Annotated in this window: 13 protein-coding genes; 6 read left to right on the plus strand and 7 right to left on the minus strand. The window is 62.5% G+C overall.

All coding sequences use genetic code 11. The features are described from left to right. Positions 1-99 precede the first annotated feature (99 nt). From LT988_RS07365 to LT988_RS07380, 4 genes are all read left to right on the plus strand, one after another. Positions 100-546, plus strand: a complete 447-nt coding sequence (locus LT988_RS07365) for a GFA family protein (RefSeq protein ID WP_232409543.1) — start codon at positions 100-102, stop codon at positions 544-546. Between the two features lie 11 nt (positions 547-557). After that, complete coding sequence (locus LT988_RS07370) at positions 558-1235, plus strand: DUF6946 family protein (protein ID WP_232409544.1); 678 nt, start codon at positions 558-560, stop codon at positions 1233-1235. Between the two features lie 352 nt (positions 1236-1587). Next, on the plus strand, positions 1588-2085 hold the full coding sequence (locus LT988_RS07375; protein ID WP_232409545.1) for a BRCT domain-containing protein: 498 nt from the start codon (positions 1588-1590) through the stop codon (positions 2083-2085). Continuing rightward, positions 2082-2480, plus strand: a complete 399-nt coding sequence (locus tag LT988_RS07380) for a GFA family protein (protein WP_232409546.1) — start codon at positions 2082-2084, stop codon at positions 2478-2480. Before LT988_RS07375 ends, LT988_RS07380 begins: the two co-directional genes overlap by 4 nt. A gap of 222 nt (positions 2481-2702) precedes the next feature. On the opposite strand, the gene tnpC is transcribed toward LT988_RS07380, so the two are convergent. Genes tnpC through tnpA form a run of 3 tightly spaced genes read right to left on the minus strand, consistent with a single transcriptional unit; the run spans position 2703 to position 5128 of the window. Next, a complete protein-coding gene (tnpC, locus tag LT988_RS07385) occupies positions 2703-4370 on the minus strand; it encodes an IS66 family transposase (protein WP_232406791.1) in 1668 nt (555 codons plus the stop codon). A 48-nt stretch (positions 4371-4418) separates the two neighbouring features. Continuing rightward, positions 4419-4772 carry an IS66 family insertion sequence element accessory protein TnpB gene (tnpB, locus tag LT988_RS07390; RefSeq protein ID WP_232406790.1) on the minus strand — a complete coding sequence of 118 codons (354 nt, stop codon included), beginning with the start codon at positions 4770-4772 and terminating at the stop codon, positions 4419-4421. Continuing rightward, complete coding sequence (tnpA, locus tag LT988_RS07395) at positions 4769-5128, minus strand: IS66 family insertion sequence element accessory protein TnpA (protein ID WP_232406789.1); 360 nt, start codon at positions 5126-5128, stop codon at positions 4769-4771. The genes tnpB and tnpA overlap by 4 nt, the downstream gene beginning before the upstream one ends. Before the next feature lie 414 nt (positions 5129-5542). Here tnpA and LT988_RS07400 point away from each other — a divergent pair, with 414 nt between their 5' ends. After that, positions 5543-6583: a peptidylprolyl isomerase gene (locus tag LT988_RS07400; protein WP_232409547.1), complete on the plus strand. Its 1041-nt coding sequence runs from the start codon at positions 5543-5545 to the stop codon at positions 6581-6583. A gap of 85 nt (positions 6584-6668) precedes the next feature. On the opposite strand, the gene LT988_RS07405 is transcribed toward LT988_RS07400, so the two are convergent. From LT988_RS07405 to LT988_RS07420, 4 genes are all read right to left on the minus strand, one after another. Beyond that, entirely contained in the window at positions 6669-6899 is a 231-nt protein-coding gene (locus tag LT988_RS07405) for a hypothetical protein (protein WP_232409548.1), read from the minus strand. Between the two features lie 229 nt (positions 6900-7128). Continuing rightward, entirely contained in the window at positions 7129-7716 is a 588-nt protein-coding gene (locus LT988_RS07410; protein WP_232409549.1) for a Uma2 family endonuclease, read from the minus strand. 528 nt (positions 7717-8244) lie between these two features. Next, complete coding sequence (locus LT988_RS07415; protein WP_232409550.1) at positions 8245-9534, minus strand: ribonuclease H-like domain-containing protein; 1290 nt, start codon at positions 9532-9534, stop codon at positions 8245-8247. 68 nt (positions 9535-9602) lie between these two features. Next, positions 9603-12047, minus strand: coding sequence for a DEAD/DEAH box helicase (locus tag LT988_RS07420; RefSeq protein ID WP_232409551.1), 2445 nt, complete (start codon positions 12045-12047; stop codon positions 9603-9605). Positions 12048-12264: 217 nt separating this feature from the next. Here LT988_RS07420 and LT988_RS07425 point away from each other — a divergent pair, with 217 nt between their 5' ends. Continuing rightward, positions 12265-13278, plus strand: a complete 1014-nt coding sequence (locus tag LT988_RS07425) for a class 1 fructose-bisphosphatase (protein ID WP_232409552.1) — start codon at positions 12265-12267, stop codon at positions 13276-13278. Positions 13279-13333: the final 55 nt, after the last annotated feature.

Below are 13333 nucleotides of genomic sequence, written 5' to 3' on the forward strand. Positions count from 1 at the left end.
GCCGTAAACGCGGACGCATTTTTCGCTCGCTGCGCTCACTACAAATGCGCCGGTTACGGCTGGCGTTATGCGCCAGAAACCAGCCAACAAGAATAGGCCATGAAATATTCCGGATCATGTCTTTGCGGCAAGGTCACTTTTGAAGTGGACGGCGAGTTCCAACACTTCTTTCTTTGCCACTGCGCATACTGCCGAAAGGATACAGGCTCGGCTCATGCGGCAAATCTATTTTCCAGCACCGCGGTGATTCGATGGCTAGCTGGCGAGGATCAAATCTCAACATACAAACTTCCTAATACTCGCCACCAACGTAGCTTTTGTGCTAGCTGCGGTTCGGCATTGCCAAACGTACAACTAGGAGACCTTCTCCTCGTACCTGCGGGATGCCTCGATTCCGATATTTCGATTCTGCCATCAGCCCATATTTTTGTAGGCAGCAGAGCGAACTGGGATAGCGCAGAAAACAGGGACAGACGACGTTTAATATCGCCTAACCCGGTGCCTCAACCGGCTCGGCTGAGCATGGCGTTGGCCGTGGAAGTCTGAGAACCACAGAAATGACCAGAATCTTCATGCCCACATCGGGACCCGAGGACTGGAAACGGTTTCTTGCCGAACCCGAGAAGCACTGGAAAACCGGCAACTCCGCGAAGGCGCTTGCGTATTGCTGGGAAGAATCGGGAGACATCCCAGGCGAGATAAGAGCGGTTCTCGCCCGCGCGCCGGCATTGGCGGAAATTGAAGCGCTGTTCTGCATCCCCGAGCATCAGGTTCAGATACCTGGAGGATCAAGACCGTCGCAAAATGACGTATGGGTGTTAGGTAGAACATCGCATGGCTTGGTCTCAATAGCAGTTGAAGGGAAGGTATCGGAATCTTTCGGCCCGACAATTGCCGAGTGGTTCAAAGACCCATCCGTTGGGAAGAAACGACGGCTACAGTTCTTGTGCCAAGAGCTTGAGATCGGTTTCCCGCCAGCAAACGGCCTTCGCTACCAGCTCTTTCATCGAACCGCGTCAGCCATTATCGAGGCTAAAAGGTTCGGTGCCGCCGACGCAGCAATGGTCGTGCATACATTTAGCCAAAACGATGATTGGTTCGATGACTACGCTGCATTTCTCGCCGCCGTCGGCGTACCAGCCGAGATCAATGGTGTCTCGACCAAGCGTCTTGGTTGCGGTCTTCGACTACACCTCGGATGGGTACACGGCGCAGAAAAATGGCTGCGGGCATAGCAAAGAAACGGCCAACAAGCGCACCAGCCCGATGCCAAACTGCGGCCGGCGCTTCGCACGGGTCCGCAGTTTGCGCGGGCTGTGCTGAAAGAAAAAGCGGCCAACTTCAAATGATTCAGATCGGCAATTCTCGGTGTTCGGACGCTCCCACAGCCTCGACCGCTTGCGTTTTGCGCGGGTCTCCTCGCTGGTCGAGTTCCGGTGACAGTTTACTTAATTCCAAGCAACCCACCCGACCACGCCCTCAAAAGCGACCCCGGCGAGCGCGTTCGAGCTCGGTGCGAGCGGCAATCGGCGGTGGGCGCGCTGTCCGGGTCGCTTTAGGGTTGCCGTTAGGTGACAAGGAGAGAAAATGGCAAGCGAAAAGCCAACAATGATTCTCATGTCCAAATCGGATATGAGCAAGGAACAGATCGAGGCTCTTTCCGACTCGGATGCATGGAAAATTATCTATTCTATGCGCTCAAGGAAAGCGCAAGATCACCGTTTACAAGTCTGTTTCACTGGATTTAGCGCATCCAGAAAGAATGAGCTTTCAGCAATTGCTGAGAGTCATAATTTTAAAGCAGTTTCATCTGTAACGAAGAATCTAGATTTTCTATGTGGCGGTGAAAATGCAGGACCAAAAAAGACTGAGAAAGCTGAATTGCAAGGCGTGCAATTCTTGAACGAAGCCCAGTTTCTAAACCTAGCCGAGACCGGCGAGCTTCCGAATGGCGGAAATTGGTATCAACACTCCACTTCAAGCCTGACGATGTGCTCCAGCCCAAGCCGGTTTCACTCTCGCTCATCCGGCTCGGCTGAGCATGGCGTTATGCGCCAGAAACCAGCCAGCAAGAATAGGCCATGAAATATTCCGGATCATGTCTTTGCGGCAAGGTCACTTTTGAAGTGGACGGCGAGTTCCAACACTTCTTTCTTTGCCACTGCGCATACTGCCGAAAGGATACAGGCTCGGCTCATGCAGCAAATCTATTTTCCAGTGCCGCGGTGATTCGGTGGCTAGCTGGGGAGGATCAAATCTCAACATACAAACTTCCTAATACTCGCCACCAACGTAGCTTTTGTGCTAGCTGCGGTTCGGCATTGCCAAACGTACAACAAGGAGACCTACTCGTCGTACCTGCGGGGTGCCTCGATTCCGATATTCCTATTCCGCCATCAGCACATATTTTTGTAGGCAGCAGAGCGAATTGGGATAGTAGCCTTGAGAACGTTTTCTCGTTTGAAGGAGGCCCAGAGTAAGTCGTGCTCCGGTCCGTTCGGATACCCCTTTGGGCCTGCGTTCCTCGCGGATCAGCGCATCGAGATCGACATCGGTCGCGCAATCCCGCGCCGGGCTCTCGTTGAAGACCCCTCCAGGCTCGTTTCCGAGCTGCCGCGCCTGGCACATCTCAAGAGCCCGTTCGATCGCTTCGGCCGCCGAACGGCGTTCGGAACGGGCCAGCCGAGTAAGCGTCCGGCGAACTACCGGATTGACCCTTCCCTTTTGAGGTCGTCCATTTTCAGATTGTGCGGCAGCAGCGCCGCGACCGCCTCGGGGGACTTGGCACCGGGCAGGTGCTCGAAGAGGTGGTTGAGGTAGGCCCAAGGCTCCAGGCCATTGGCCTTGGCGGTTTCGATCAGGCTGAAGAGCAGCGCGCTGGTTTCGGCGCCCTTGGGACTGCCGGCGAAGAGCCAGTTCTTTCTCCCGACCACAAAGGGCCGGATGGCGTTTTCGGCGATGTTGTTGTCGATCTCCAGGTGCCCGTCCTCGAGAAAGGTGATGAGGATCGGCCATTGGCCGAGGGCATAGGCGATGGCTTCGCCGAGCAGGCTTTTGGGAAGCACGCGGGTGGCGGTGCGATCCAGCCACCGGCGGATGCGCATGAGGATCGCTCGACTGTGCTCGCTACGCCCGCGCAGCCGGGTCTGGGGATCGGCGTCGCGCAGGCGCCGCTCCACCGCATAGAGCTCCCCGATCAGGGCCACCATCTGCTGCGCGGCACCGGCGTTGCGCCCGTTGGCGGCATCGACGAACTTGCGTCGCACGTGCGCCCAGCACCCGGCATGGCCGATGACTCCGGGCGCAGCGGCGAGGACACCATAGGCGCCGTAGCCGTCGGATTGCAGATACAACGGCAGCGGCGGCGGATCGACGTCGCTCGCGAACAGCACCCGACGAGGGACTTCCGCGGCCCGGCTCGGGGCATACTCGAACCAGCGCACCGGTGTGCCCGGCGGCCCGCCGCAAAACACCCACATGTAGGAGTCTTGCGTGTTCTCGCGTCCGGGCTCGCGCAGGACCTGCACCGGCGTCTCGTCGATATGCACCACCGCTCCCCGGCGCAGCAGGTCTTTCAGCGCCGCGGCGACGGGTTGCAGCGGAACCTGCAGTTGGATGAGCAAGCCCGCCATGGTTTGGCGCCCGAGCGCGATGCCCTCGCGCGCGAAGATCGTCTCCTGACGATACAGCGGCAGGGCATCGACGAACTTGGCCGTCACGATGGAGGCCAGCAATGAGCTGTGGGCGATGGATTTGGGGATGATCTGCGCCGGACGCGGGGCGATCTTCACCCCGACCTCCGCGCCCGGCACATCTTCGTTACGGGCAACGTATTTGGCGCGCTTGTATTCGATGACGTAGGTCTGGCGGGGGATGACCGCCAGTTGCTCGGAGCTGTCGTAGCCGATCAAGACCCAATCCTCGCCCATGGCGGCTTTCTCCGCCTCGGGCAGATCCAGGATACGCTCGACCCGCGGCAGATGGCTCGGCAGCGGCCGGCGCACCGGCTTGCCCTTGGGCGGCGCGAGGGTGTCTTCGGCGGGTGTCGCCGGCGGCGCGGTGTCGGCCGGCAGCTCGGCTTCCAGTTCGGCGATCAGCGCCTCGAGCTCGGTCTCGTCAAACAGCCCGAGCTGACTCTCGGGGATGCGATCGGCACTGCGGCCGAAGCGCTTGCGCCGCAACAGCTCGATGTACTCGAGCAACTGGTCAATACGCCGGGTCTGCTGTTGCAGGGTATTGGAGTGCTGTTCCAACTGCAGCGACTGTTCGGCTCGCTCGCGTTCGGATTGCGCCAGTTGATCGCTTAACCGGCCAATGATCCCGTGGAGCATCTCGGGGTCATTCGGAAGTCTTTGAAGCGGGCCGTCCATGAACTGAATAATACCGGAATACCGACCTTCATTCGAGCGTCATCGCGTTTAAAGCAGGTCGAATTCAGCCCGCCGATGGGCTTTGACACGGCGCGGATCGAGCCCTTCGAGCAACCAGCCCAATTCGCGGATCGAGAGCATGACCGGTGTGACGCTCTGCGGCGCCGGCCACCAAAACCGCTCGCGCTCCAAACGCCGATACCACAGCCAAAAGCCGTTGTTGTGCCAATAGAGAATCTTGAGCTTGTCGCGGCTGCGATTACAGAAGACGAACAGATGATCCGAGAACGGATCGGCCTGCAGCACATCGACCACCAAGGCCGCAAGACCGTCGATTTGTTTGCGCATGTCCGTGGCCCCTGCAGCCAGATACACCTGCGTGCGTGCGCCGAAGCCGATCATGCCGTCGTGCGCTGCGCGAGCACATCCACCACCCGCGCGAGTGTGGCGCCATCGCATCCGGGCGGGACCTCCAGGCGCACGCCGTCACCGAAGACGACGGTCAGCACCCGATCACGGCGCGCCGGCTCGAGGGCTTCACTGAATTGCACCGGCAGCAAGCATAACGGCGCCTCGGCGCGGGATCGCGCCGGGCCGCCGCCCGCTTGGTGCTCCCGGCCGAAGACGGCCCGCCACCGCGACAGACTCCCGGTGGAAATGCCGTGGTGTTCGCAGTACTGTGCCTGCGTCAGACCACTGCCCGGCCAGCCCCGGACCAACTCCCGCCACTGCTCGCGACTGCGCCGCTTCTCTGCCATGCTTTTCCCCTCGGTGCGTGGAACATGGCGGCATCTTGCAGATCGCGCAGTGCGCGGGATAGATGTATTTCGCTGGACGCTTACCCAGCCGATGGGCCCGTTCTCGTGCCTTGGCACTGCGCACGGAGAGTTGCGGTTCCGCCATCGATCGGCTCCTGACGACTTAAGGTTCAGGGTGAGCCTCCGGCTTAGGCAGGGCACTCCTGCCGGCAAGATGGAGGGATTGCGCCGGCGACCGCTGGTGCGGGCGGCATGCAGCACGACCGCCTGGGCCGACCGAGCGCAATCAGGAGGACGTGTGTCAGGATAACGACCGAGGCCGAAACGCGTCTTTGTCGTTGCGCGCTCCGGCTGTCCGGGATTATAAACCGCCGGCTTTCTTTTCTTTTTTTCTTCACCACAGAGAATCACGGCATGCACCTGTTCTACAAACTGGCAACCGCGGCCTCCGTCACTCTGGCACTCGCCGGAGCGCGCGGCGTCATGGCTGCGGAGACCGTCCCTCAAGAAGCCGCACCGGCAGCTCCGCCGGCGGCGGAAACTTCGGCCACATCCGGCGACCCCGCGGATGTCGTCGTGACGATCAACGGCGTGGGCATGACGCGGGCCGAGCTGGACCGCAATATCGGCGCCCTCTTGGCCCAAAGTCGGTCGGCCGCACCGCTCGACCCCGCCACGCGCAAACGCATCGAGGAGGCCGCGCAGGAGAACATGATCCGCTCGGAGCTTCTGTATCAGCTCGCGAAGAATGAGACGGTCGCCGATCTCGACGAGCAGACCGATGCACAGCTCGCTGCAATCAGATCACGTTTTGCGAGCGAGGAGGAATGGGAGACGACGCTCGCCCAGAAAGGCGTGACCCCGGATGCGTTGCGCGAGATCCTGAAACAGGGAATCTTGATCGATGCCTTCATCGCGAACGAGGTGGCGTCGAAGATCGAGATCACAGACGCACAGCTGAAGGCCTTCTACGACGAGAATGCCGACGCATTCAAGAAGCCGGAATCCATGCGTGCCAGCCATATCCTGATCGGCGTGGATTCCAACGCCACGCCCGAGGAGAAGGAGAAGGCGAAGCAGAAGGCGGAAGGGTTATTGAAACTGGTGAAGTCCGGTGAAGACTTTGCCGAGCTGGCGAAGAAGGAATCGACCTGCCCGAGTGCGCCTCAAGGGGGCGATCTGGGCGAGTTCGGACGCGGTCAGATGGTCGCGCCCTTTGAAGAGGCGGCCTTCAGCCTGGAACCAGGTAATTTCAGCGAGGTGGTCGAGACCCAGTTTGGGTATCACATTATCAAGTCGACCGGCAAAAATGCGGCCGGAGCCGTCCCCTTCGAGGACATGAAGGCACAGATCGAGAAGCAGCTGAGGGCGCAAGAGCTGCAAAAGCAGGTCCTCGCCAAGGTCGATGCATTCAGGCAGACGTCCGTAATCACGTTCCCCGAGCAGGTTCAGTAAACCTCCCCGGCAACGCTCGAACTCATCCACGATGAGACGCCCGGATGCCCCCGGCAGAGCCGGGGGTGATCCGGTGTTCGGAGCCTTAGGTCACCGCACCACGCTCTCGACGTTGCGCAGGCATCGCATGCAGGAAGCATTGCTCGCGCAGCAGCGCTTCCACCAGCCGTGCCTGATAGACGCGATCGTCCTGTGCATCGAAGGGCCGTGCTCGTAACGCGGGCCACTGCGATGACTTTGCGCTGGGTGGAGAAGCGGGGGCACAGTCCACCAGCGTCGGCGCGGGGTTCGGTGGACTTCGCTCTCGCTCGTCCACCCTACCGGCTCGTCTTAATGAACGGCGTGAATAGAAGGAAGAGGCGCTGGGGTTGCGTGCCCGCGCTGCGCGACGTTCAACGGCTCGCCATCAAGATGGAGACTCGGGGCGTCGGGGCATGGGGGCAGGCTTGGCGGAAAATGCACCTGACCGCTTCCGCTGTTTTTTGCAGTCGACTGCGAGCCCGAGATTAGCGCCACGCTCGATCGGGGCGAATCGATGCCGGGCATCACACGGCATCCACCGTGCTTGAGCGTGGGAACGAGACGTCCTCATAAAGAGCGTCGAGCGGACATTCAAAATCGATGGAATGCAAAACCAACCGACCGTTCTCGGGCGGAGCTTCTAGCAGCCAGCCGTCCGGGCGGCGGCGGAACACCTCGCAGGCGCGGCGGCGCGAATCGATCAGAACGTACTCCTCCAGCGTGTCGAGTCGCCGGTAGTCACCGAACTTGGCACCGCGGTCATAGCCTTCGGTCGACTCGGACAAGACCTCGATGATCAGGCGTGCATAGCGTTTGGCGAATGGCTCAGCCGCATCGCGCGCGTCGCAGGTCACGAACACGTCCGGATAGAAAAAAGCCGAAGCCGGCTCAACGCGCATCTTCATGTCGGCGATATAGACCCGGCAGTCACTGCCGCGAACGTGCGAACGCAGTAATGCGAAGACGTTTCCGGCGATTGTTGCGTGCTCCTCGCTCGCGCCCGCCATCGCGAAGACTTCCCCAGCGACGTATTCATGGCGAACCGACGCGGCGGCCTCGACGGCGAGATACTCCTCGGCGCTCATTGATCGGGCTTCCGCGAAATCAGGCATGGATGGTCTCCGCGTTCAGTCGGGACGCTGGGTACATATCCCGGCAAAGGCACTTAAACCGCGCCCAGCTCAATATGCGTCGTTTGTTCGATTGGCTTGGCCGCGCCGGCTCCGACAATTAGCAGAGTCGGCGCGGCTTAAGTCACTAAAAAATATAACATTCTAAACCGCGCCCCCGCTAAGAGCCGTGGATGTACCAAACGTCGAACTCACCACGAAAGTGAGCATCTCGCTCTGGACGCGGTTTAGTAAGGGTTCAGGAACAACTTAGCCATTCCGGTTCATTCTCCCCCTCTCCCCAACCCCTCTCCCGCGAGGGGAGAGGGGCTAAGATGGATCGGTTGTTACTGAACGGTTGCTCATCACGCCTTAACGCCAAGCTCACCAGACTGACGGCAGGGTTAGCACCGGCATAGCCATTTTGTCGTTTTACCGTGCCAGCTCCGAGGATCGTTGATTCTGCCGGGGCCGTCTCATTCCAAGACATCGTGTGACACGCCGAGCGAGGTTGAGGATAACCCGGCATTTTCAGCTGAACCACCCTTGGGTTGATTCGTCCCGTGCGCGAATCTTCTCGGACAGTCGCGCGCAGCGCCGATCCTTCAGCGGACCGGACGGCAGCGCGGCGGCGAGCGCTAAGGCACGGTCAAGATCGCGCGTGCGGTGCTCGTGATACTTCGCCAGTGCCGTGCACGCATCGGCATCGCCTTCAGCCGCCAGTTGCTCCCAAATTGCAAGGGCCTGCTCCCAGTCGCCGCGTCGACGATGCAGGCGCGCCAAATCCATCAAACCGGCCGAATCCAGGTGGCGGCACCCGGACCGGAGTAGATCGAAAGCGCGATCGGATCGACCCTGCGCATGATGGTAGGCGGCCACGGCACGGATGTCGGCATCGAACGCACCCGGATCGTCGAACACCTCGCCCAGACGCGGGATCAAGGTCGCCAGCGAGAGCAGGTCCCAGCGGTTGTGACGCAGCACGCCGGCCAAAGGGGTCGTCTCGCCCGCGCGCAACCAGGCGAGCCAGGCCGCCGGGGCCTCGGAGCCGGGCAGGTCGTCCTTGCGCTTGAACCCCAAGAGGCGCTGCTCCACGCTCGCGAGTCGGCAATCGGGCCAGACCCGACCGTAGGCTCGTCGCACCGGCTTCAAGAGATCCAGATGCGGCAGCGTCGGAAGCGGATCGGTTTGGCCGCAGAGGCGAAAACGCGTGGTGAGCAGCGGGATGTCGAAGGACAGGCCATTGTAGCTGACGAGAAGCCCGGCGCCGCTCAGTTCGGCGGCGATCGCTTCAAGATAAGCCGGCTCGGCATCGAGGCGGGTCAGGAGGTACTGGCGCAGGGTCCAGCCGTCGGCTTGGGCGCGCAGCAGACCGGTCATAAAGGCCCAGGTTCCTGTGCCCCCGGCCAGGCCGCTGGTCTCGGTGTCCAGACAGACCGGGGCGGGTGCTGCCGGGACCGACCGCCCTCGTTCGAGCTCGGGCTCGAGGCGCGACGCCGGACTCACCCAGCCGGGATCGATCGCTCCCTCCCACATGGCACCATCAACCGGTCCGATCGAGACCTGACCGTGCCGCTGCCTCGCGGGGATCCGCCGCTCCAAACAGAGCACGCCGGGCGCGATCTCGACCGCGCCGACCGCCTCGGCCAACCGGTCGGCTCGTGGCTCGCTCGCGCCCTCGGCCCGAGCCTGCCCGACGGAGACCCGACGAATCCGCTCGGCCAGCGAGGGGCTGTCGGTCGGCGACGACAGGGCGCTGCCCTGTCCGTCCGGGCTAGGACCCGCTCCGCGCAAGCGTTGAAGGCGGTCTTTGAGTGTCATTCCGGGCGATCATTCCGCGGCAGCGGAGAGTTCCGGTGCGCGCGGTGTCACCCGAGCGACCGATGCGCTCATCCCCCTGCCCCGCTCAAGAGATCGAGCACCTTCAAGGCGGCTTGACGCGGCGTGACGGCAAGCTCCTCGTCGCCGCGCAACACTGGCCCGACACAAGCGGGACAGCCGGCGGTGCAGCCGCACGCGGCGACCAGATCACGGGCGTCGGCAACCAACAGGGCCGCGTCGTCGTAGAGCGGTGCCGAGAGTCCGACGCCGCCGGGGTAGTTATCGTAGAGGAAGAGCGTCGGCTCGAAGCGCTGGCCGGACATCGGGTCCAAGGGCGCGTTGTCCGGTCCGCGCATCTGACCGCGACCCTCGGCGCCAACGATAGCAAACCAGGTCCCCTGCCCGTCTCCGACCGAGCGACCGAGGTCGTGGATCTCGGCCATGGCGCGCAGTGCGGCGACGTGGTGCAGCGCATAAGCGGCACCGAGGAAGCCGTCGATCGCCTGCTGACGATCCGGCAGCGCAGCCTCCAAGGCAGTCGGCTCGACTTGCCACCAGACCGCGGTGGTGTGCATCTCCTGATCCGGCAGGTCGATGTTGCCGTAGCCGATGTTGTCGTGGCTGTAGTAACGGATCTTCTTGTAGCCGGGATAGCGCCTGACCAGATGGACCTCGCCTTGCGCCGTCGCGCCTTGACCCCGGGCGCGGCCGTCGAACCGGGCGAGGATCTTCAGCCGGGTGTAGTCGATGGCGTCGGTGTAGTAGTCGGCGCGGGTGCGGGTCACGAATGCCTTGCGGCCGGTCCAGTCCAGCCGTTCCACCTGATAGGGCTGGGACTGGATCATGTAGATGGCGCCTTCGTAGAGGGTGCCCGGGGCGCTGCTGTAATCGACCTCGGCGATCACGGTTTGTGCCCCGCCGGTGGTGTCGATCACGACGAAGTTGCCCTCCGCGACCGAGCGCAGCGAGACCGCGTTGGCGGGATAGCTGTCGGCGACCCAGAACCAGCGGTCGCCTTGGTGCTGCAGGACGCCCTCGTCGCGCAGATAGCTCAGCATCTCGCCGAGATCCTCCGCGCCGAAGGACTCGCCGTCGCGAAACGGCAGCTCGAAGGCGGCGCAGCGCACATGGTCCATCAGGATCAAGAGCTGGTCCGGATGGATGCGCGCGTGCTCCGGGGATGCGCCGAAGAAGAACTCGGGATGGCGCATCATGTATTGATCGAGCGCGTCGCTGGTCGCGACCATGACACCCAGACTGGGTTTGAGCCGCCGCCCGGCCCGCCCGAGCCGCTGCCAGGTCGCGGCGACCGTGCCGGGATAGCCGTTGAGAACGGCGACGTCCAGGGCACCGATGTCGACGCCGAGCTCCAGCGCCGAGGTGCTAACCACCAGATCCACGGCACCCGCGCGCATGGTCTGCTCGGCGCGGCGGCGCTCGCTCGGCAGATAACCGCCGCGGTAAGCCAGGACGCGCGGGGGCTTGCGCGGGTCGCGATCGAAGACGTCCTTCAGATATTTGGTGATGACCTCGACCATGAGGCGCGAGCGGGCGAAGACGATGCTCTTGAGCCCCAGCTTGGCGGCCGTGCGCGCGATCCGCGTGGTCTGGGAGCGGGCCGAGGCCCGGATGCCGAGATCCGGGTTGATGACCGGCGGATTCCACAGCAGCAAATGACGCTCGCCCTGCGGTGCGCCCGACTCGGTGATCGCCGCGACCGGTGCACCGCAGAGACGCTCGGCCAGCTCGCCCGGATTGGCGATGGTCGCCGAGGCGAAGATGAAGGTCGGCTCCACGCCGTAGAAACGACAGACGCGCAGTAACCGCCGAAAGACGTTGGCGACATGCGAGCCGAACACACCTCGGTAGGTGTGCAGCTCGTCGACCACGATGTAGGCCAGACCCTCGAAGAACTGAGCCCATTTGGTGTGATGCGGCAGGATCGCTTGGTGGAGCATGTCCGGATTGCTGAGCACGATGTCGCCGCGCGTGCGCACCGCCTTGCGCGCGTCGCCGGGCGTGTCGCCGTCGAAGGTGAAGGCCTTCACGCCCGGTCCGCCGGCCGCCTGGATGGCACGGCTCAGGTCCATCAGCTCGGCGGCCTGATCCTGGGCGAGCGCCTTGGTCGGAAAGAGATAGAGCGCCTTGCGACCCTGCGAGAGCACCGCATCGAGCACCGGCAGGTTGTAGCAGAGCGTCTTGCCCGAAGCGGTCGGCGTGGCAACCACGAAGTGCCGCTTGGCGCGGGCCAGATCCCAGGCCTCGCGTTGATGGCTGTAGAGCTGCGCGCGACCGCCGGCCCTCAGCGCTTCGGCAAGCGGGGGGGCGAGATCGTCCGGAAGATCGAGCCAGAGCGCGGGCCGCGCGGCCTGAGTCGACTCGCCGGCGATCCGCCCCCGATAGCCCTTGAGCAGATGGGCCCTCAGACGCGTGACGGGCTGAGCCTCGGTCGGCGCGGTTCCGATAATCGTCTCTTGACGTGCAGCGCGGGTCAGTGGATTCGAAAGAGGCAAGCTGTCGATTCCGCTTACAGGGAGTTGGCCGATGGGATGAGCCGGATAAAACACGGGATGCAATGAACCGCGATCATCCCCCGCACATCCGGATCCTGCAACCTCGCCGGTCGGTTTGATGTCAAGGCACGCGCGCCGGGTTTATGGCAGGCCCGGGAAACCCTATACTGCCGCTAGATTAAAAGCGCTCGACGAGCCCGGAACCAAGAGGACACCCATGCACAACGGCACGACCATCACCCAGTTCATCATCGAGGAGCAGCGCCACGTAGCCGGCGCCACGGGCGATTTCACGTCCCTGCTCAACGATATCGTCACGGCCTGCAAGGTCATCAGCAACATGGTGAACCAAGGTGCCCTCGTGGGGATTCTCGGGAGCGCCGAGAGCGAGAACATCCAAGGCGAGACGCAGAAGAAGCTCGACATCCTCACCAACGAGGTCTTCATCAAGTCCAACGAATGGGCCGGGCATCTGGCAGCCATGGCCTCCGAAGAGATGGACACCATCTACGATATTCCCGCCAAGTATCCGCGCGGGAAGTATCTGCTGACCTTCGACCCGCTCGACGGCTCCTCGAATATCGACGTGAACGTCTCGGTCGGCACCATCTTCTCGATCCTGCGCATTCAGGGCGGCGCCGGCGCGCCGACAGAGCGTGATTTCCTCCAGGCCGGCACCCAACAGGTCGCCGCCGGATATGCGCTTTACGGGCCCTCGACCATGATGGTCCTGACCACCGGCAACGGCGTGAACGGCTTCACCCTGGATCAGAACATCGGCGAGTTCATCCTCACCCACCCGAATATGACGATCCCGGCCGACACGCGCGAGTTTGCGATCAACGCCTCGAACATGCGCTTCTGGGAGCCGGCGGTCAAACGCTATGTCCAGGAGTGTCTCGACGGGAAGGAAGGTCCGCGCGGCGAAGACTTCAACATGCGCTGGATCGCCTCCATGGTCGCCGAGGTGCATCGTATCCTGACGCGCGGCGGCGTCTTCATGTATCCGATGGACAGCAAGATGAAGTCCAAGGGGCTCGGCGGGAAGCTGCGTCTGCTCTACGAGGCCAACCCCATGTCCTTCATCGTCGAGCAGGCCGGCGGCGGGTCCATCACGGGCACGGAGCGCATCATGGATCTGCAGCCCGAGTCCCTGCATCAGCGGGTCCCGGTAATCCTGGGCTCGAAGAACGAGGTCGAGCGCATCCTGGGTTACCACGACCAAGCCTAAGCGCCGGTCTGCCGGATCCCCCTTCGCAGTCTTGCATTCGACTGCGAAGGGGGAT

Source organism: Thiocapsa bogorovii (assembly GCF_021228795.1).
GTDB lineage: Bacteria > Pseudomonadota > Gammaproteobacteria > Chromatiales > Chromatiaceae > Thiocapsa > Thiocapsa bogorovii.